At 63.1% G+C, this 18,534-nt stretch carries 19 protein-coding genes; 13 read left to right on the top strand and 6 right to left on the bottom strand.

The features are described from left to right. Positions 1–102 precede the first annotated feature (102 nt). Positions 103–1,257: a tRNA 2-thiouridine(34) synthase MnmA gene (gene mnmA, locus EL2594_RS13250; protein WP_011415607.1), complete on the top strand. Its 1,155-nt coding sequence runs from the start codon at positions 103–105 to the stop codon at positions 1,255–1,257. Continuing rightward, a complete protein-coding gene (gene fcl, locus EL2594_RS13245) occupies positions 1,254–2,198 on the top strand; it encodes a GDP-L-fucose synthase (protein ID WP_011415606.1) in 945 nt (314 codons plus the stop codon). Before mnmA ends, fcl begins: the two co-directional genes overlap by 4 nt. Positions 2,199–2,219: 21 nt before the next feature. On the opposite strand, the gene EL2594_RS13240 is transcribed toward fcl, so the two are convergent. Then, positions 2,220–2,570, bottom strand: coding sequence for a hypothetical protein (locus tag EL2594_RS13240; protein ID WP_011415605.1), 351 nt, complete (start codon positions 2,568–2,570; stop codon positions 2,220–2,222). A gap of 37 nt (positions 2,571–2,607) precedes the next feature. On the opposite strand from EL2594_RS13240, the gene EL2594_RS13235 reads away from it, so the two are divergent. Beyond that, positions 2,608–3,735, top strand: coding sequence for a serine hydrolase domain-containing protein (locus tag EL2594_RS13235; RefSeq protein WP_011415604.1), 1,128 nt, complete (start codon positions 2,608–2,610; stop codon positions 3,733–3,735). On the opposite strand, the gene EL2594_RS13230 is transcribed toward EL2594_RS13235, so the two are convergent. Genes EL2594_RS13230 through pdxH form a run of 3 tightly spaced genes read right to left on the bottom strand, consistent with a single transcriptional unit; the run spans position 3,720 to position 6,105 of the window. Beyond that, positions 3,720–4,538 (bottom strand): PhzF family phenazine biosynthesis protein, encoded by an 819-nt coding sequence (locus tag EL2594_RS13230; protein WP_011415603.1) that lies wholly within the window; start codon positions 4,536–4,538, stop codon positions 3,720–3,722. The two genes, EL2594_RS13235 and EL2594_RS13230, sit on opposite strands and share 16 nt — an antisense overlap. Beyond that, entirely contained in the window at positions 4,535–5,470 is a 936-nt protein-coding gene (locus tag EL2594_RS13225) for a cation diffusion facilitator family transporter (RefSeq protein ID WP_011415602.1), read from the bottom strand. Before EL2594_RS13225 ends, EL2594_RS13230 begins: the two co-directional genes overlap by 4 nt. Beyond that, entirely contained in the window at positions 5,467–6,105 is a 639-nt protein-coding gene (gene pdxH, locus EL2594_RS13220) for a pyridoxamine 5'-phosphate oxidase (protein ID WP_011415601.1), read from the bottom strand. Before pdxH ends, EL2594_RS13225 begins: the two co-directional genes overlap by 4 nt. Positions 6,106–6,188: 83 nt before the next feature. Here pdxH and EL2594_RS13215 point away from each other — a divergent pair, with 83 nt between their 5' ends. Continuing rightward, a complete protein-coding gene (locus EL2594_RS13215; protein ID WP_011415600.1) occupies positions 6,189–7,211 on the top strand; it encodes a mannose-1-phosphate guanylyltransferase in 1,023 nt (340 codons plus the stop codon). Then, entirely contained in the window at positions 7,208–8,002 is a 795-nt protein-coding gene (locus EL2594_RS13210) for a class I mannose-6-phosphate isomerase (RefSeq protein WP_041685365.1), read from the top strand. The genes EL2594_RS13215 and EL2594_RS13210 overlap by 4 nt, the downstream gene beginning before the upstream one ends. Here EL2594_RS13210 and gmd read toward each other — a convergent pair whose 3' ends face one another. After that, a complete protein-coding gene (gene gmd, locus EL2594_RS13205) occupies positions 8,003–9,079 on the bottom strand; it encodes a GDP-mannose 4,6-dehydratase (protein ID WP_041685363.1) in 1,077 nt (358 codons plus the stop codon). Between the two features lie 112 nt (positions 9,080–9,191). Between gmd and EL2594_RS13200 the strand changes: the two genes are divergently transcribed. From EL2594_RS13200 to fabI, 3 genes are read left to right on the top strand one after another with little or no spacing between them, the layout of a single operon-like run. Then, complete coding sequence (locus EL2594_RS13200; RefSeq protein ID WP_011415597.1) at positions 9,192–10,151, top strand: DnaJ C-terminal domain-containing protein; 960 nt, start codon at positions 9,192–9,194, stop codon at positions 10,149–10,151. A 23-nt stretch (positions 10,152–10,174) separates the two neighbouring features. Then, a complete protein-coding gene (locus EL2594_RS13195; RefSeq protein ID WP_011415596.1) occupies positions 10,175–11,194 on the top strand; it encodes a YihY/virulence factor BrkB family protein in 1,020 nt (339 codons plus the stop codon). Continuing rightward, positions 11,187–11,999: an enoyl-ACP reductase FabI gene (gene fabI, locus EL2594_RS13190; protein ID WP_011415595.1), complete on the top strand. Its 813-nt coding sequence runs from the start codon at positions 11,187–11,189 to the stop codon at positions 11,997–11,999. The genes EL2594_RS13195 and fabI overlap by 8 nt, the downstream gene beginning before the upstream one ends. Positions 12,000–12,005: 6 nt before the next feature. Here the strand turns inward: fabI and EL2594_RS13185 are convergent, their stop codons facing one another. Beyond that, on the bottom strand, positions 12,006–12,449 hold the full coding sequence (locus EL2594_RS13185) for a hypothetical protein (RefSeq protein WP_155806064.1): 444 nt from the start codon (positions 12,447–12,449) through the stop codon (positions 12,006–12,008). 204 nt (positions 12,450–12,653) lie between these two features. Here EL2594_RS13185 and EL2594_RS13180 point away from each other — a divergent pair, with 204 nt between their 5' ends. The 5 genes from EL2594_RS13180 (at position 12,654) to EL2594_RS13160 (ending at position 18,526) form a co-directional block, all read left to right on the top strand. Beyond that, the gene (locus EL2594_RS13180) at positions 12,654–13,853 is read left to right on the top strand and encodes an O-antigen ligase family protein (RefSeq protein ID WP_196793205.1); all 1,200 of its coding nucleotides are present in this window, start codon (positions 12,654–12,656) and stop codon (positions 13,851–13,853) included. Between the two features lie 82 nt (positions 13,854–13,935). Beyond that, entirely contained in the window at positions 13,936–14,655 is a 720-nt protein-coding gene (locus EL2594_RS13175) for a polysaccharide biosynthesis/export family protein (protein WP_011415592.1), read from the top strand. A 2-nt stretch (positions 14,656–14,657) separates the two neighbouring features. Beyond that, positions 14,658–16,877 carry a GumC family protein gene (locus tag EL2594_RS13170; protein WP_011415591.1) on the top strand — a complete coding sequence of 740 codons (2,220 nt, stop codon included), beginning with the start codon at positions 14,658–14,660 and terminating at the stop codon, positions 16,875–16,877. Then, positions 16,878–18,107 (top strand): hypothetical protein, encoded by a 1,230-nt coding sequence (locus EL2594_RS13165; protein ID WP_011415590.1) that lies wholly within the window; start codon positions 16,878–16,880, stop codon positions 18,105–18,107. Then, on the top strand, positions 18,104–18,526 hold the full coding sequence (locus tag EL2594_RS13160) for a hypothetical protein (RefSeq protein ID WP_155806063.1): 423 nt from the start codon (positions 18,104–18,106) through the stop codon (positions 18,524–18,526). Before EL2594_RS13165 ends, EL2594_RS13160 begins: the two co-directional genes overlap by 4 nt. The last annotated feature ends 8 nt before the right edge of the window (positions 18,527–18,534 follow it).

Below are 18,534 nucleotides of genomic sequence, written 5' to 3'. Positions count from 1 at the left end.
GTTTACTTCGGGTTAGGATGTGCGGGTCGATTGGTTCGGGAACACAGCCGATCCAGAGCCCCCTTTCGCGTCCGCGCGGCGATGTCTATATGCGCGCGGATCATGAATGCCGTTGCCCCCCTCCCCCTGCCCGCCGATGCGGCGGACATGTTCGACCTGCCGCGCCCGGCGGCCGAGAGCAGGATCGTTGTGGCGATGTCCGGCGGGGTGGATTCGTCGGTCGTCGCCGCGCTGGCCCATGCCAGCGGTGCCGAAGTGATCGGCATCACGCTGCAGCTCTACGATTACGGCGCAGCGACGGGTCGCAAGGGGGCGTGCTGCGCGGGCGACGATATCCAGGATGCGAGGGCGGTCGCCGACCGGCTGGGGATCGCGCATTACGTCTTCGACCACGAAAGCGCCTTTCGCGAGGATGTGGTCGAACAGTTCGCCGACGATTATCTCAGCGGGCGCACGCCGGTGCCCTGCATTCGCTGCAATATGGGCCCCAAGTTTACCGACCTGCTGCGCATGGCGCGCGAACTCGGGGCCGATTGCCTCGCCACCGGCCATTATGTCCGCCGCGTGGCGGGCGAGCACGGACCTGAATTGCACCGCGCCCTCGATCCGGCGCGCGACCAGTCCTATTTTCTCTATGGCACAACGGAAACTCAGCTCGACTTCCTGCGCTTCCCGCTCGGCGACCTGCCCAAGACCGCGGTGCGCGAACTCGCCGAGGCGGCGGGCCTGCGCAATGCGGCTAAGCCCGACAGCCAGGACATCTGCTTCGTGCCGGACGGCGATTACGCCAAAATCGTCAAGACAATGCGCCCCGAAGGCGGCACGCCGGGCGATATCGTCCATGCGCAGACCGGCGAAGTGCTGGGGCAGCACAAGGGCATCGTGCATTACACCGTCGGCCAGCGCCGCGGCCTGGAAATCGGCGGCCAGCCGGAGCCGCTGTACGTCGTCGGCCTCGATGCCGCAGCGAGCCGGGTCAAGGTCGGCCCCAAGCGCTTGCTCGCAGTCCAGGCGGCATCGGTGATCGAAACCAACCGCATCGGCCCACTGCCGGATGTGCCGTTGACCGCGAAAGTCCGCTCGCTGGCGAAGCCGGTGCCGATCACGCTGGACGGGTCGCTCGGCGATGGCGCAACCACCCGCATCACGTTCGAGCAGCCCGAATTCGGCGTCGCGCCGGGGCAGGCGGGGGTGATCTATGCCGGCGATCGGGTCATCGGTGGCGGCTGGATCGACAGCACAGAGAGCGCAGCTTGACCGACCTGCCCTTCGCGCTCGCGGGCAAGCGTGTTTATGTTGCGGGCCATCGCGGCATGGTCGGCTCGGCGCTGGTGCGCCGCTTGCGGCACGAAAACTGCCTCGTCCAGACCGCCGATCGTTCGGTGGACCTGCGCGAACAGGCGCATGTGCGCGGCTGGTTTGCGGACAACCGGCCCGATGTCGTCATCGTCGCAGCGGCGAGGGTCGGCGGGATCCTCGCCAACGAGAGCTATCCGGCGGAATTTCTATACGACAATCTGATGATCGAAGCGAACCTGATCGAGGCCGCGCATCGTCATGATACCGAAAAGCTGCTCTTCCTCGGATCCTCCTGCATCTACCCGAAACTTGCCCCGCAGCCGATCGCGGAAGACGCGCTTCTGACAGGCCCGCTCGAACCGACCAACGAATGGTATGCCATCGCCAAGATCGCCGGGATCAAGCTGTGCCAAGCCTATCGCCGCCAGTATGGCGCGAACTTCATCAGTGCGATGCCGACCAATCTCTATGGGCCGGGCGACAATTTCGACGAGAAATCGAGCCATGTGCTGCCCGCGCTGATTCGCAAGGCGCACGCGGCCAAGCTGGCGGGCGACAGCGCAATCACGGTTTGGGGTACGGGCACGCCGCGACGCGAATTCCTGCATGTCGACGATCTCGCCGCAGCCTGCATTTTCCTGCTCCAGAATTATTCGGGCGAAAGCCATGTCAACGTGGGGTCGGGTAGCGACCTGACCATCAATGAACTGGCCGAAACCGTGTGCAAGGTCGTGCGATTCGAAGGCACCATCGAACATGACACCTCCAGGCCCGACGGCACGCCGCGCAAGCTCATGGACGGGTCGACAATCACCGCGATGGGCTGGAAACCGACGATCGACCTCGAAGATGGGATCGCCCAGGCCTATCGCTGGTTTGTCGACAACGAAACCGCCTAGGCCGGGGCGTCAGCCCTCCCCTCACCCCTCCCAAGGCTCCAGCACGCAGCCATAGCCATCGCGCAGCCGCGCGGTATCGCTGGCGAGCAGCAGGAACGAGGCGGTCACGCTCTGCTCCTCCTCGTCTTCGCTGAGCGAGACGAGTTCCATCCCGCCGAGCTTGTCCTTGGCGCAATCCTCCATCGTCCGCCCCGCCACGAATCGGCACGAACAGGCAACGCGCGCGGCATAGGCGCTGCTGACCTGCGCATAGCCGGTGATCGGCGTGCGATACCACGCAAAGGCGGCGCCTGCGGCCAGCAGCACGAACAGCAGCGCCCATGGCCAGCGGCGCGAGCTGCGGGTCGAGCGGGCGGATTTGCGTTTTGCCATTGCCAAGCGGAATTCCCTCATGCGACAGGCTTGCCCCATGCAGCGCCGCACGCTTCCCCTTATCGCCAGCCTTGCCTGTGTCACAAGCCTTGTCGCGTGCGGCGATCCGGCCCCGGTCGAGCGCGAGCTTACGGAAGCGGCCATTGCCGCCGTGAGCGAAAATCCGGGCGCGCCGACGCGGCAGCTCGCGCGCCAGCTCGACGACTTGTTCGCCGACGAAACACTGGGCGAAACGCGAGCAGCGGTGGTGATGCACGGGGGCGAGATCGCTGCCGAACGCTATGCGCCGGGCTACGACGCGGAGACGCGCTTCGTCAGCTGGTCTATGGCCAAGACCGTAACCGCGGTGATGATCGGCATGCTGGTGGCCGACGGGCAATTGCGGCTCGACGACAGTCCACCGGTGCCCGAATGGCAGCGCCCGGGCGACCCGCGGGGGGAGATCACGCTGCGCCAGCTGCTGCAGATGCGCGCCGGGCTGCGCCATACAGAGGCCGGCGATCCGCCGTACGATTCGAGCGAAGTGCGGATGCTGTTTCTCGACGGGCGGGACGACATGGCACAGTGGGCCAAGGAACAGCCGCTCGAAGCCGAACCGGGCGCGAAGTTCGAATATTCCAGCAACACCACCGTCATCCTTGCCGATATCGCCGCGCGGGTGATCGCCAAGGGCAGCGAAGACCCGGAGGTGCGCCGCCGCGCTGTCACCGAATTTCTCGACGCGCGCCTGTTCGGTCCGCTCGGCATGGACTCGGTGGTGCCGGAATTCGATGCCAGCGGCACGCTGATCGGCGGCAGCCTGATCCATGCGACCGCGCGCGACTGGGCCAAGTTCGGCGAATTCCTGCGCAATTACGGCTCGGTCGACGGCGCCCAGCTGGTGCCGCGCAAGTGGATCGAGTTCATGACCGCCCCAAGCCCACGCACCGAATTCTACGGCGGGCAGACCTGGCTCAACAACGGCGCGGCCGACGAAGACAATCCGCTGCACCCCATCGCCGAACCGCAAGGCCTGTTCGCCGCGATCGGGCATATGGGGCAGTATATCCTGGTCTCGCCGCGCCAGCAGCTTACCGTGGTCCGGCTCGGCCATTCCGACACGCCGCAACGCCAGGTGCTGCTCGCGCAATTGCGTGATATCGTCGAGCTTTATCCCGCGAGGTAGAAGCTGCCCTCGACCACTGTCACGCAGGGCCCGCCGAGCCAGGCGCGCTCGCCGTCGAGTCGACACGCCGCATGCCCGCCGCGCCGCGAGACCTGGAAGGCGGTGAAGCTGTCGCGGCCAAGCCGGTTGGCCCAGAAATGGGTCAGCGCAGCGTGGGCCGAGCCGGTGAAACTGTCCTCGTCAACGCCGCCGCCGGGCACGAACACCCGGCTCACGACATCGGTCTCGCTGCCGGGCGCGGTGCAGATGAACTGGTCGTCCCCCAGCGCGCCGAGTCCCTTGAGATCGGGATCGAGCGCACGGACCTGCTCCTCGCTTTCGAACAGGTAGATGCCGTAGCGGTCCGGGTTGAGCCAGACTTCCTGCGGCTTCGCGCCCAGTAGTTCCACCGCCTCGGGCCATTCGCTGCGCTCGGTCGGGATTGCGGGAAGCGCCAGCTCGTAGCCGGTCTCGGCGCGCCGCACTTCCAGATTGCCCGCCCTGCGGGTGCGAAAGGTGACGAGGTCACGCTCTGCAAACTGCGGCATATGGGCGAGCGCGACATGGCCGCTCGCCAGCGTGGCATGCCCGCACAGGCGGATTTCCATCGCCGGAGTGAACCACCGCAGTTCGAAGTCGGTCTCGCCACTGGCATCGGGCAAGATGAAGGCGGTCTCGGCGAAATTGTTCTCCTCGCCGATGGCCTGCAGCACTTCGTCGGGCAGCCATTCGTCGAGCGGCATGACCGCCGCCTGGTTGCCGGCAAAGGGCCGGTCGGCAAAGGCATCGACATGCCAGTAGGGTAGCGTGTTCGGCGCGCTCATATGTCATCCTCCAGCCGGGCGAATTCGTCCTTCTCGACCAGCGGGTTGCCCGGCTCGTCGACATGTCCCTCGGGGTCGATATGGATCAATATCTCGGCATCGGGAAATTCGCGAAGAAGATCGTCTTCCACCCGCTCGATGATATCATGCGCCGCGCCCACGCTCATCTTTTCGGGCAGATCGACGTGGAACTGCACGAAATCGCGATTGCCGGCCGTGCGGGTACGCAGATCGTGCAGCTTGGACAGCTCCGGATGGCGCGCGGCGACTTCGACGAAACGCTGGCGTTTCTCCTCCGGCCATTCCTTGTCCATCAGGTGATCGACCGCTTCGCTGCCCGCATTCCACGCGCCGAACAGCAGCCATGCCGCGATGGCGAGTCCGAACAGCGGGTCCGCCTGCGCGAAGCCCGCATATTGATCGAGCGCGAGCGCGGCGATCACCGCGAGATTAAGCAGCAGGTCCGACTGGTAATGGACGTGGTCCGCCGAAATCGCCACCGACCGCGTGCGGGCGATGACGTAGCGCTGCCATGCGAGAAGCGCCAGCGTGGCGATGATGGCGATACCGGACACCGCCATGCCTTCGGGCGCGGCTTCGGTCCGCCCGCCTTCGACCAGCCGCTGGATTGCGCGAAAGGCGATGCCGCTGGCCGACAGCGCGATCAGCATGACCTGAAACACGGCAGCGAGCGCCTCGGCCTTGCCATGGCCGAAGCGGTGGTTGTCGTCGGCGGGCTGGGCCGCGATCCAAACGCCGACCAGCGTCGCCAGGCTAGCAACAAGGTCCAGCGCGCTGTCCGCCAGGCTGCCGAGCATGGCCGTGGAGCCGGTCTTCCAAGTCGCCCAGGTCTTGAGCACGACCAGCAGGATCGCCACGGAAATCGAAGCGATAGCGGCACTGCGCGCGAGAGTGGCGCGGTTGTCGCTCATGGGTAGAGCAACGTGCTCGTCCAACTGAGCGCGTCGCCCGCCCCGCTGAGCGTGAAAAGGCGGCGGTCATGCAGCCGATTGGGCCGATCGCACCAGAATTCGATGCGCTGCGGAGTGACCGTAAAGCCGGTCCAGTACGCCGGACGTTCGACTTCGCCTTCATCGAACCGCTCCTGCGCCGCACGGAAGCGATCGACGAAGACCCGCCGATCTTCCAGCGGGCGCGACTGGTCCGAGGCAACGGCGCCCAGTTGCGATTCCCGCGCGCGCGAATGAAAATATGCGTCCGCCACTTCGGGCGCGACTTCGCGCACAGGGCCTTCGACGCGAATCTGGCGGCGCAGGCTCTTCCAGTGAAACAGCAATGCCGTCTGCGCGTTGGCGCGGATTTCCTCGCCCTTTCGGCTTTCTGCATTGGTGTAGAAAGTGAACCCCTGCGGGCCGTGGTCCTTGAGCAGCACCATCCGCACCGAAGGCGCACCGTCGGGGGTCGCCGTGGCCAACGCCATGGCATTGGGATCGTTGAGTTCGCTTGCGCGCGCTTCCTCCATCCATTCGGCAAACAGCGCGAAGGGATCGGTTTCGGGAATTTCGCTGGTGGCAAGATCGGTCATGATCGACTCTTCTGATTGCATCCCTCGCGGCGCCGCCTACAGTGCCGCGCTGACTACGGCAATCGCTCACATTTTCTTGAGGCATTCATGCTACGGGCCGCACCATGAGCGCTCTGATCCATCCGGTGATCCTCTGCGGCGGTGGCGGCACGCGATTGTGGCCGCGCAGTCGGCCCGAGCGGCCCAAACCATTTCTACACCTGCTGGGCGAGCGGACCTTGTTCCAGCAAACGCTCGATCGGGTGGCGGATGGAAACCGCTTTGCGCTGCCAACAATTGTCGCGGGCGAAAGTCACATGCCGCTCATTCGCGAACAGGCGGGCGATACGCCCGATATCCACCTGATCGCGGAACCCATGGGGCGCAACACCGCACCGGCGATCGCGCTCGCGGCCCACCGCTTGCCGGAGGAGGCGATCATGCTGGTCTGCCCGAGCGACCATTTCATCGCCGACACCGCCGCCTTCCGCGACGCGGTCGAAAGCGCTGCCGATCTGGCGAGCGAGGGCTATCTCGTCAGCCTCGGCATCACGCCCGATCGCCCGGAAACCGGCTATGGCTACATCAAGCGCGGCGCGGCGCTCGCGGGCGGCTTTGCGGTCGAACGTTTCGTGGAGAAACCCGACCAGCCGACGGCCGAACGGTTTCTCGCCGATGGCGGCTATAGCTGGAACGGCGGCATTTTCCTCTTTTCCGCTGCGCGCCTGCTCGGCGAATTATCGCGCCATCGCCCCGAAATGGCGGAACTGGTCGAGCGTGCAGCGGCGCATGGAAACGAGGCCACTCGCATATTCAGGCCCGAAGCGGCGAGCTTTGCGGCGATCGAGGGCGAGTCGATCGATTATGCGCTTATGGAGCCGACCGATCGCGCCGCCATGGTGCCGGTAAGCATGGGATGGTCCGACATCGGAAACTGGCAGGCGCTGGCCGACGCGCGTGGCGGACGGTCGCAGGGGCCATGCGACCTGCTCGATGCACGCAACGTCCACGTCGACAGCGACGGACCGCGTGTGTCCGTGGTGGGCCTCAGCGACGTCATCGTGGTGGTCGATGGCGGCGAAGTGCTGGTGACCAGCGCCGCGGGCGCACAGAAGGTCGGCAAACTCCCCGGAGCCATGGGCGAATGAGCGCGCTCCTCTCTACACACCGGGTGGAGAAAGTCTGGGGGCGCGAGCATCTGCCGCCGCCCTTTACCAGCGAAAGCGATAATCGCGTCGGCGAAATCTGGTTCGACCCACCAGCCGAGTTGCCGCAGCTTCTCGTCAAATACCTGTTCACCAGCGAAAAGCTGTCGGTGCAGGTGCATCCCGATGACGCGCGCGCTCCCGATGGTGCGAGGGGGAAGGAGGAATGCTGGTTCATTCTCGATGCCGAACCCGGCGCAAGGCTCGCCATCGGCCTCCGACAATCTTTGAGCGAGGAAGAATTGCGCGCTGCGGCGCTGGATGGATCGATCGAAGACCTGCTGACTTGGCACGCAGTGGAGCCGGGCGATTTCTTCTACCTGCCCGCCGGCACGATCCACGCCATCGGACCGGGGATCTCGCTGATCGAAGTTCAGCAGAACAGCGACATCACCTATCGGCTCTATGACTACGGCCGGCCGCGCAAGCTGCATCTCGACGATGCACTGCGCGTGGCGAGGCGCGGATCCTATGTCCGGCGCGAGCGCGACATCGTTCCGCTGACGGGGGAGCGGACGCTGATCGACGGTCCGCATTTTCGCCTGGACAGGATCGATGGCGAACCGAGCGAAGCGGCCGCGCAGCGCTATCGCGGCTCTCTGCTGCTCGTGCCCGTCGACGGCGATTACGCGGTCGCCGGCGAGGCCGTGCCTGCCGGATCGTGCGCGCTGGTCGAGGATATCGCGCATATCACCTGTACGCGGGGCAAGGCGCTGATCACGCAGCCGAGCTGATCAGCAATCTTCCCTGGCGATCGTATCGTCGCGCATGATTTCGAGGTCTGCGGCCACCATTTCCCGCGCCAATTCTCGCACGCCGAGCCTGGGTTCCCAGCCCAACCTGTCCCGCGCCTTCGAGGCATCGCCGATCAGGAGTTCGACCTCCGCCGGCCGGAAATAGCGCGGATCGACTTCGACCAGTTCGCGGCCGGTCTTGGCACACACGCCCTTCTCGTCGACGCCTTCGCCGGTAAAAACCAGCGCGATCCCGGCATCTTCGAACGCCCAGCGCGTGAAATCGCGTACCGAAGTGGTGACGCCGGTCGCCAACACGTAATCGTCGGGCTCATCCCGCTGCAGCATGCGCCACATGCCCTCGGCATATTCGCGGGCGTGGCCCCAGTCCCGCTGCGCGTCGAGATTGCCGAGATAGAGCTTGTCCTGCCGCCCCAGCGCAATGGCCGCCGCCGCGCGGGTGATCTTGCGGGTGACGAAGGTTTCGCCGCGCAGCGGGCTTTCGTGATTGAACAGGATGCCGTTGGAAGCATGCATTCCGTAAGCCTCGCGATAATTGACCGTGATCCAGTAGCCGTAGAGCTTGGCCACACCATAGGGGCTGCGCGGGTAGAACGGCGTCGTCTCGCTTTGCGGTGCTTCCTGTACCAACCCGTAGAGCTCCGATGTCGAAGCCTGGTAGAAGCGGGTCTCCTCTTCCAGCCCGAGGATACGGATCGCTTCGAGCAGGCGGAGCGGGCCGATGGCATCGGCATTGGCAGTATATTCGGGCGTTTCGAAGCTCACCTGCACATGGCTTTGCGCCGCCAGATTGTAGATCTCATGCGGGCGGCTTTCCTGCACGATGCGGATCAGGTTGGTCGCATCGGTCATATCGCCATAATGCAGGATCAGTCGCGGATCGGGCTCGTGAGGATCCTGATAGATGTCTTCGATCCGGCCCGTATTGAAGCTGGACGAGCGCCGCTTGAGGCCGTGCACTTCGTAGCCCTTTTCCAGCAGAAGCCGGGCCAGATAGGCACCATCCTGTCCTGTCACACCGGTGACGAGAGCGCGTTTGCCGTTTGGTTTTGCCACTCTAGCCTCCCGCAGCAGGAATTTCTCAATGCTGCGACACCCTTAGCCGCGCGACCGACAGCGTAAAGCGACGCTTGCACCTATCCACTGTTACACCTAGCTAACACACGACATGGCAGATCCTTACGCAACCCTTGGCGTTTCGCGCACGGCCTCCGAGAAGGAGATCAAGAGCGCCTATCGCAAGCTCGCGAAAGAGCTGCACCCCGATCGCAACAAGGACAATCCGAAAGCCGCGGAGCGATTTTCCGACGTAACGAATGCCTATGACCTGCTCTCGGACAAGGACCAGCGCGCGCGCTTCGATCGCGGCGAAATCGATGCCGAGGGCAATCCGGCCAATCCCTTCGCCGGAATGGGCGGCGGCTTCGGCGGCGGCAACAGCGGCTTCGGTGGCGGCCGCGGCCGACAATATACGGCAGAAGATTTCCAGGGCTTCGGCAATGACGATGTCGACCTCGGCGATATCTTCGAAGGCCTGTTCGGCGGCGGCGGTGCGCGCCAGCGCGGCGGCTCGCCGTTCGGGCGGCGCGGCCCCACCCCTCCCCCGCGCAAGGGCGCAGACATCGCCTATCGGCTCAGGGTGCCATTCGTCGATGCCGCAGCGCGGCGCGACCAGCGCATCACGCTGTCGGACGGCAAGACGATCGACCTGAAACTTCCGGCGGGGGTCGAGGACGGGACCCAGATGCGGCTCAAGGGCAAAGGCGAACAAGGGCCCGGAGGTGCTGGCGACGGTATCGTTACCATCGCGGTCGAAAAGCACCCGTTCTTCGAACGCGAGGGCGACAATGTCCGGCTCGACCTGCCGATCACGCTGAGTGAAGCGGTGCATGGTGCCAAGGTCAAAGTGCCGACGGTAGACGGCGCTGTCATGCTGACGATCAAGCCGGGCATGTCGGGCGGCACCGTCATGCGGCTCTCGGGCAAAGGCTTCACCGGCAAGAGCGGCAAGCGCGGCGACCAGCTGGTCAAGCTGCAGATCGCGCTGCCGGAGGACATGAGCGATCTCGAGACACGGCTGGAGGGTTGGCAGGACGAAGGAAATCCGCGAGACAAGCTCGGCGTCTGATGCACGGCAATTTGGGGTAGGACTTGAGCGACGACGATCTGCCGACTCCGGAAGCGCGCAAGATTCGCTCGCTATCGCCGGAGGAACGCCGCCGCGATGCCATCAGGCGCCGCGTGCAGACCAAGGTCGGGCCCGGGACCCGTGCGTGGGAAGTAACCAAGCGCGTGCTGGTCGGCGCCTATAACGACGGATTCATTCACGCAGGCAATCTCGCCTACATGGCTGTGCTGGCGATCTTTCCCTTCTTTATCACCGGCGCAGCAATCTTTTCCGTCATCGGCGAGGAAAGCGATCGCGCCGCGACCATCAATGCCGTCCTGCTGGCGTTACCGCCAAGCGTGGCCAATACGATCGGCCCGGTCGCCCGCGAAGTGATCGAAGCGCGCAGCGGCTGGCTGCTGTGGGTCGGTGGCGCGGTCGGCCTGTGGACCGTCAGCAGCCTGATCGAAACCATCCGCGACATCCTTCGCCGCGCCTACGGCACGGAAGCGGTGCTGGCATTCTGGCGCTACCGCCTGCTTTCGACCGGGATCATCATCGCCGCCGTCGTGCTGCTGATGCTGTCACTGATCGCGCAAGTCATGATCGGCGCCGCGCAGGAGTTTATCCAGGCCTATGTGCCCCAGCTGATCGACATGCTGGGCGAGCTCCAGATCTCGCGGATCATCCCGGCCATCGGCCTGTTCGGTTCGATATACTTCCTGTTCTATGCGCTGACGCCCCATGTCTATCGCAGCCGTCGCTATCCCAAGTGGCCAGGCGCACTCGCGACGACGGTGTGGTGGGTCGGGGTTACGGTGGCGCTGCCGCCCATCCTGCGCAATTTCTTCGCCTACGATCTGACCTACGGCGCCCTGTCGGGGATCATGATTGCGCTGTTTTTCTTCTGGCTGGTCGGCCTGGGCGTGGTGATCGGGGCCGAACTCAACGCAGCCCTTGCGGTCAGCCCGGAAGAAGAGGAAAACATCATCGGACAATGGGACGACAAGTCGCGAAAACGCCGCAACGGCGCGTCCCCTCGCGAGGGAACCGGATATGAGTAAGAAACAGGGCCTGATGGCCGGAAAACGCGGCTTGATCATGGGTCTGGCCAATGACAAGTCGCTGGCCTGGGGCATCGCCAAACAGCTCGCCGAGCACGGCGCGGAACTGGCCTTCTCCTATCAGGGCGAGGCCCTCGCCAAGCGGGTCAAGCCACTCGCCGAGCAACTGGGTAGCGACTTCACATTCGATTGCGACGTGTCGGACATGGCAGCGCTCGACCGCGCTTTCGACACGCTGAAGCACCGCTGGGACAGCATCGATTTCGTCGTCCACGCGATCGGCTTTTCCGACAAGAACGAACTGCGCGGAAAATATATCGACACCAGCCTCGACAATTTCCTGATGACGATGAACATCTCCGCCTATTCGCTGGTCGCCGTGGCCAAGCGCGCGGCCGAGATGATGCCGGACGGTGGCTCGATCCTGACGCTGACCTATTACGGCGCGGAAAAGGTGATTCCGCATTACAACGTCATGGGCGTCGCCAAGGCCGCGCTGGAAACCAGCGTGATGTATCTCGCCAACGACCTTGGCCCGCAGAACATCCGCGTCAACGCGATCAGCGCGGGGCCGGTCAAGACGCTCGCTGCCAGCGGTATCGGCGATTTCCGTTACATCCTCAAATGGAACGAGCTCAACTCGCCCCTGCGCCGCAATATCACGATCGACGATGTCGGCGGATCGGGGCTGTATTTCCTTTCCCACCTGTCCTCCGGCGTGACCGGCGAAACGCATCACGTCGATGCCGGCTATCACATCGTCGGCATGAAGCAGGAGGATGCGCCGGATATCGCCACGAGCTGACCTTCGCTAGCCTTCCAGTGTCCGGACGCACGCGATTGCGATCCGCGCCTGTCGAGCGGCCTGTTGGTCATCCGGCAGCTCTGCCAATTCGTCCTCTTGCGCAGCATCCCCGGGCCGAGCTGTTTCTATCGCCGCATCCATGCGTGACTGGAACAGCTCACGCGCGGTTTCCATGGCTCGCACCTGTGAGGCATCGAGTGCGTCGAGCGAGCGGAACCGCACGATCATCGCATTGATGGAATCCCGACACATTCGCGCCTGTTCGTAAGGACCCTCAGATTCTTCCAAGGCTGCACTATCGCCAATCGACAACAGACTTGCGACGCGCTTGTCTTCAGCGCTGAATTCGCGTGTCTGTGCGGCTGTATCGTCTCGTGGCGCAGCTTCGTCCGGGTCGGCGCAGCCGAGGGGCGCGATCAGGAACAACGGCAAGGATATAAGTTTTTTCACGGTCGCGCATTAGGGTAGAATTCGGTTCCTTCCAAGCATGCTTTTGGTAATAGGAGCCGCATGCAATCTCGTTCCAATTCGATCGTCTCCGGTTCCGGCCGGCTCGTCCCCATCCTCGCCGTTTTGTTTACCGCAGCGATCTTCATCGCCGGTGGCGCATCGCGGGCGGATGCGGAGGGCCAGATCTTCGTCCGACTTGCCGCATTGGTCACGCTGATCGCGCTTGTCCTGTTCGCACCCCGACCGGACTGGTCGGGACTGCGTTTCATCCTCGGCATGCTTCTCGCCACAGTTGTTCTGATCGTGGCGCAACTTGTCCCTCTGCCTCCGTCGATCTGGATGGAGCTTCCTGGGCGCGACCTCTTTGCTCAGGCAGCTTTGGCTGCTGGTGAACCGCAACCGTGGCGACCGATTTCGATCGCCCCGGATGCTACGGTAAATGCGCTTTTTGCGATGGTCGTGCCGCTGGCATTCCTTGCATTGCTCGCCTGCTTGCAGCCTGCTCAGCTGCGCCGGTTTCTAACGCCCGTTCTGGTGGTGATCGCGGGTTCATCGATCATCGGCCTGATCCAATTCTCTGGTGTTGCCTACAATCACCCGTTCGTGAACGATATACCGGGCGAGGTCAGTGGAATCTTTGCCAACCGCAATCATTTCGCCCTCTTCCTCGCAGTGGGATGCGCGCTTGTCCCCACTTGGGTGGTGCAAGGCGAACCCAAGCAATATTGGCGATTGTTCGTGGCCATCGGCATGCTTGTATTGTTCAGCCTCATGGCGCTGGCCACCGGGTCGCGCGCCGGGATCATCGCCACTGTACTCGCTTTGCCGCTCGGGTTCGCGGCAGTCTGGGGCAAGATCCGCAACCGGGCGGCGCAGATGCCCAAATGGATGTCGCTCGGAGCCGCGGTTGGTGCGATCGCGAGTTTCGCGCTGGCGATCGGGGCAAGTATCTTGCTCGGTCGAGCAGCGGCGATCGAGCGATTGATCGTTGCTGACGAAATCGGTGGTATCCGGCAAGAGGCCCTGCCGACGATCCTCGACATGATCAGAACCTATTTTCCATTCGGCACCGGAATCGGAACCTTCGATCCGGCGTACCGGATTGCTGAGCCGGCGCGTAATCTCAGCTATAGCTACTTCAATCAGGCGCACAATGACGTCCTGCAGACCTCGCTCGACGGGGGCATGTTCGGACTATTGTTGCTTCTGATCGGCATCGCCTGGGCGGCTTGGCGCGGTGTGCTTGCATGGCGCAAGCGTGGCAACCCGTTTGCGCGTCTCGGTTTTTCGATACTCTTTCTTGTTGCGGTTGCCAGCCTCGTCGATTATCCCGCGCGTACTCCCATTTTCATGGTGCTGATCATTCTCGCGGCGGCTTGGACAAGCAGGGCCGAAGCGCAATAGAGTATGATGAGTACGCGCATTGGTGGGTAGGCGCGACGAGAAGGGTTAATCTGCGAGACAATCGGGATTGTTAAACATAGTCATGCTTCGAATTACTGTACTGATTTCGGCCGTGCTCCTGGCCGCCTGCGCCGGACGCGAACCGATACAATCGACTGCCGACCTGACTGTCGTCGAAGGCGTCTCCGAACTGCCGATGCCCGTCCGTTCGGACCTGGTGGCGCCTGATCGTCTGGCCCTGATCGGTCCGCTCGACACCATCAATGTCGATGTTTTCGGGGTGAGGGAGCTCAGCCGCGAAGTTCAGGTCGACAGCAGCGGGCGCATTTCGATGCCGCTGGTCGGAACGCTTGAGGCCGGTGGCAAGACGTCGAGCGAACTCGCAAAGGACATCGAGGGCGAACTGGCCGGACGCTATGTCCGCAACCCGCAAGTCACCGTGAATATCCGCAGTTCGGTCAGCCAGTTCGTGGCGATCGACGGGCAGGTCGTCGAACCGGGTCTCTATCCGGTGACCAACCAGCTCACCTTGATGCGCGCAATCGCATCGGCGAAGGGCCTGACGGAGTTCGCGCGTCAGGATGATGTCGTGATCTTGCGCACCGTGGATGGCCAGCGGATGGCCGGGCTTTACAATATCGGTGCAATCCGCCGCGGGGTTTATGCAGACCCGGAAATCTACGCGAACGACGTCGTCGTCGTTGGCGATTCGCCGCAACGACGCAGGTTCCGCGACTTTGTCGCACTGTCGCCGCTCCTGGCATCGCCCTTGGTCGCAATTCTAAACAGTGGTTCGAACTGATCATGAATGTTGTTCAAGCGGAATTGGGCGGCGAAGCTAGCCCTGTGGCCAATCAGGTCGCGATGGGCGCTGGAAACGTGCCCATGGGTGGTGCCCGCGCTGTCCTGCGCCAGTACATCAATATCGTCCGGCGCTGGCGCTGGGTTATTTTGGGTGTCGCCGGGCTTTGTATCGTCCTCGGCCTGATTGCGACCTTGCTCGCGACACCCCTCTACACCGCTACATCGACCATCGAGATTTCGCGGGAATCGTCGCAAGTGACGGATTTTCAGGGCGTAGAACGCGAAACCAGCGTGTACGATCAGGAATTCTATCAGACCCAATACGGTCTGCTCGAAGCGGAATCGCTCGCGGAACGTGTGGTGCTGAAATTGCGGCTCGTGGACGATCCGGAATTCTACGAGATGTTCGGCGTGGTCAGCGACAGCCCCGCCTTTACACTCGTCAACGGGCGCTATCCGTCCGAAGGGCGCGCCGACCGCATGCGGGTTGCCAGCAACCTGCTTCTCAGTTCGATCAATATCGATCCGGCGCGCCTGTCGCGCCTCGTCAATATCAGTTTCACGAGCCCGCAACCCGAATTTTCCGCGAGGGTTGCGAATGCGTGGGCGGAAAGCTTTATCCAGGCCAACCTCGACCGAAAGGTGCAGGCGACCTCTTACGGGCGCGACCAGCTCGAGCAACAGCTCACGCAGTATAAAGAACAGCTGGACGAATCCCAGCGGCAACTGGTCGCCTATGCGGCAAACGAGCAGATTATCAATCTTCCTTCGCAAACGGGCGAAGGAAACGACTCCTCGCAAGACCGCTCGCTCGTTGTCGACCAGCTTGCATCCCTCAACCAGGCCCTGTCCCGCGCGACGGCCGACCGCATTCAAGCCGAATCGCGCGCGCGGCAGACATCTGCCGGTGGAGCTTCGACCGAAGCGCTCGTCAACCCGGCTCTCAACAACCTGCGCCAGCGCCGTGCCGAGCTCGCAGCCGAGTATGGCCAGCTGATGGTGCGGTTCGAGCCGGGATACCCGGCGGCACAGGCGATCCAATCGCAGCTCGACCAAATCGATCAGGCGATCGCGGCTGAAGAGAGCCGGATATCGCGCTCGCTCGGCAGCGAATATCGCGCCGCTCTCGCGCGCGAACAATCCCTGCGCGAGAATGTCGCGCAGTTGAAGAACTCGTTTCTGGACCTGCAACGCCGCAGCATCCAGTACAACATCTACCAGCAAGAGGTCGATACCAACCGCGAACTCTACGACGGGCTTCTCCAGCGCTTTAAGGAAATCGGCGTCGCTGGCGGGATCGGTGTGAACAACATAGCGATCATCGATCTGGCCGACGTACCGCAATCGCCGTCCAGCCCCAACCTGATCCTGAATATGCTGATATCTCTCGTGCTCGGAATGGGTCTCGGCGCTGGAATTGCCTATCTTCTGGAACTCAACGACGAGAGCATCGCCGATCCGGAGGAAGTGACGAACCGCCTTGATCTGGCATTGCTCGGCACGATCCCGATATCGGAGGACGAAGAGCCCAAGGAGGCTTTGCTCGACCCAAAGTCGGACTTGGTCGACGCCTATCTTGCTATCCAGACAAGCCTGGCCCTGACGACGCAACATGGCTTGCCCAAATCGCTTACCGTGACGTCGACGCGGCCGGCGGAAGGCAAGTCGACCACATCGCTGGCGCTCGCGGCCTTGTTGGCTCGGAGTGGCAAGAAGGTCATTCTCATCGATGGGGACATGCGCTCGCCGTCGGTCCACCACCTCATTGGCACCGACAACCAGCACGGTCTTTCTAACTTCCTTTCGGGCGAAGACAGTCTCGACGGCATGGTTCTCGACGTGCCCAAATATGGCATGAGCGCGATGTCTTCTGGCCCGATTCCGCCAAACGCGGCAGAATTGCTTTCGGGCGATCGCTTGACACTGCTGCTCGACCGGCTCCTCGAGACCTACGATCACGTGATCATCGACTCTCCGCCGGTCATGGGCTTGGCCGACGCACCGCTCATCGCATCGCGCGTGGAAGCCGCTGTGTATGTGATCGAATCGCATGGCACCAAGTCGGTCCAGATCAAGACCGCGGTGGGCCGCCTGCGCGCGACCAATGCGCGTATCCTGGGCGCGGTCCTCACCAAGTACGACAACTCCAAGGCCTATTCCGGATACAATTACGATTACGGTTATGGCTACGGACGCGATCAAAGCCCGCAGGCGGCATAGTTGACCCGGACGAAGCGCCAGTCAGCAGCCAGGTTCAAGCTTCCCGGGGCGAGGCGCATCGCCATCGCGGCCGCACTGGCCGTGGCCGGGTATTTCGTGCTCGCCGATACCGTGGCGAACGTGCTGATAAAGGCCACTCCGACCCTGGCCAGTGTCGTCGCGCCATGGAACGCGAAGGTGAAGGCGCGGGCGCTGGAGCAGGAATATACCCTGCTCGGTAGCGGTTCGAATGTGGCTGTTGGCGCCGCACAGGCGCGATTGGCCCTGCGCGGCGATCCAACCGCGACCGAGGCGCTGAATGTGCTTGGCCTGCAAGCGCAGCTTGAGAACGACATCGAAAAGACGCACAACATCTTTGCGTATTCGCTTCGGCTGTCCCGGCGCGAGTTGCCCGCCCGATTGTGGGCGATCGAAGAGGCGGTCAATCGTGGCGACATCAATGCTGCTTTGCAGAATTTCGACACTGCCTTGCGAACCTCGCGGACGGCTGGCGACCTGCTCTTCCCGACGCTGACCCGGGCGCTCGCCGAACCACGCATTCGCCAGCAGGTACTCACTCTTTTGCGGCGCGATCCCATCTGGGCCCCGGATTTCATCCGTTTTGCATCTGCTTCGCAGCTGAACCCCACAGGGACGCTGCAGTTGATCGTCGAAGGACGGGCGGATGACTTGCCAGTCGCACCCGAAGATCGGCGCGCACTGGTCGATGCGCTGGTGTTCGAAAGCTCCTTCGATGAGGCCTGGCGGTATTATTCTTCCTACCGCAATGGCGTTCGCCGCAACGCTTCCCGCGATCAGGATTTCTCCGCACGCATCGCCAACGCGACTGTGTTCGATTGGATCTTGTCCGAATTCGCCTGGAGCGAGCAGGAAGCAGAACGCTCTCGATTGGCTTTCGACATTCCGCCCACGACCGTCGAATTGCTGGCCCGTCAGTATTCTGTCCTTCCTGCCGGCCGATATACGCTGAGGGGCGCGGGCCGCGCCACCGCCACCGACCGCTTGGAAACACCGTATTGGAGCCTGACCTGCCGCGATGGCAGGGAACTTGCGCAGATCAATCTGCCATTCGGCACCGAGGACCCGCAAAGCTTCGCTTCCGATCTCGTCGTTCCCGAGGACTGTCCCATCCAAGCTCTCGAATTGCATTCGCGCGCGGTCGAGGATATCGGCGGCGTTTCCGGAATTGTCGAACAGATTGCCATCGAACCGCAAGGTGGACGCCAGTGATCCCTCGTATCGCAAAGTTTCCTCTCCTCTTATCGGCCGTATGGGTGGCGGGCTGCCTCTACGCGCCTGCATACGCGCAGACCGTTTCGGCACAGGATGCGGAAACCTCGCTCGAGAGTATGACAGTCTTGATCGATCCGGAAGCGGAGGGGCTGCCGCCCCCTTCGTCCGGCCAGGCAGCGGACCCGGTAGCGGATGATGTCGGTCGACGCATTTCCGGCCGGGAGCGAATTGGCAACGTGGATCCGCTGGGCCGCATCCGGACGCGCATCGATAATCGCGTTCCGAACCGGCTCAATACTCGTCTTGATCGCGGGCGTACGTCGCGGATCGATAATACAGCAGCGCTCGAATATGCGCTGAACCAGAACCGCCGTTCGCCGCAGACAGAGCCGAAACCCGAAGGTCCGCCTGACTGAAGCAACGA

Origin of the sequence: Erythrobacter litoralis HTCC2594, from assembly GCF_000013005.1 — a bacterium.
GTDB classification, from domain to species: domain Bacteria; phylum Pseudomonadota; class Alphaproteobacteria; order Sphingomonadales; family Sphingomonadaceae; genus Parerythrobacter; species Parerythrobacter litoralis_A.
The sequence above is the reverse complement of the archived record's forward strand: the minus strand, read 5'-3'. Positions and strand labels throughout refer to the sequence as shown.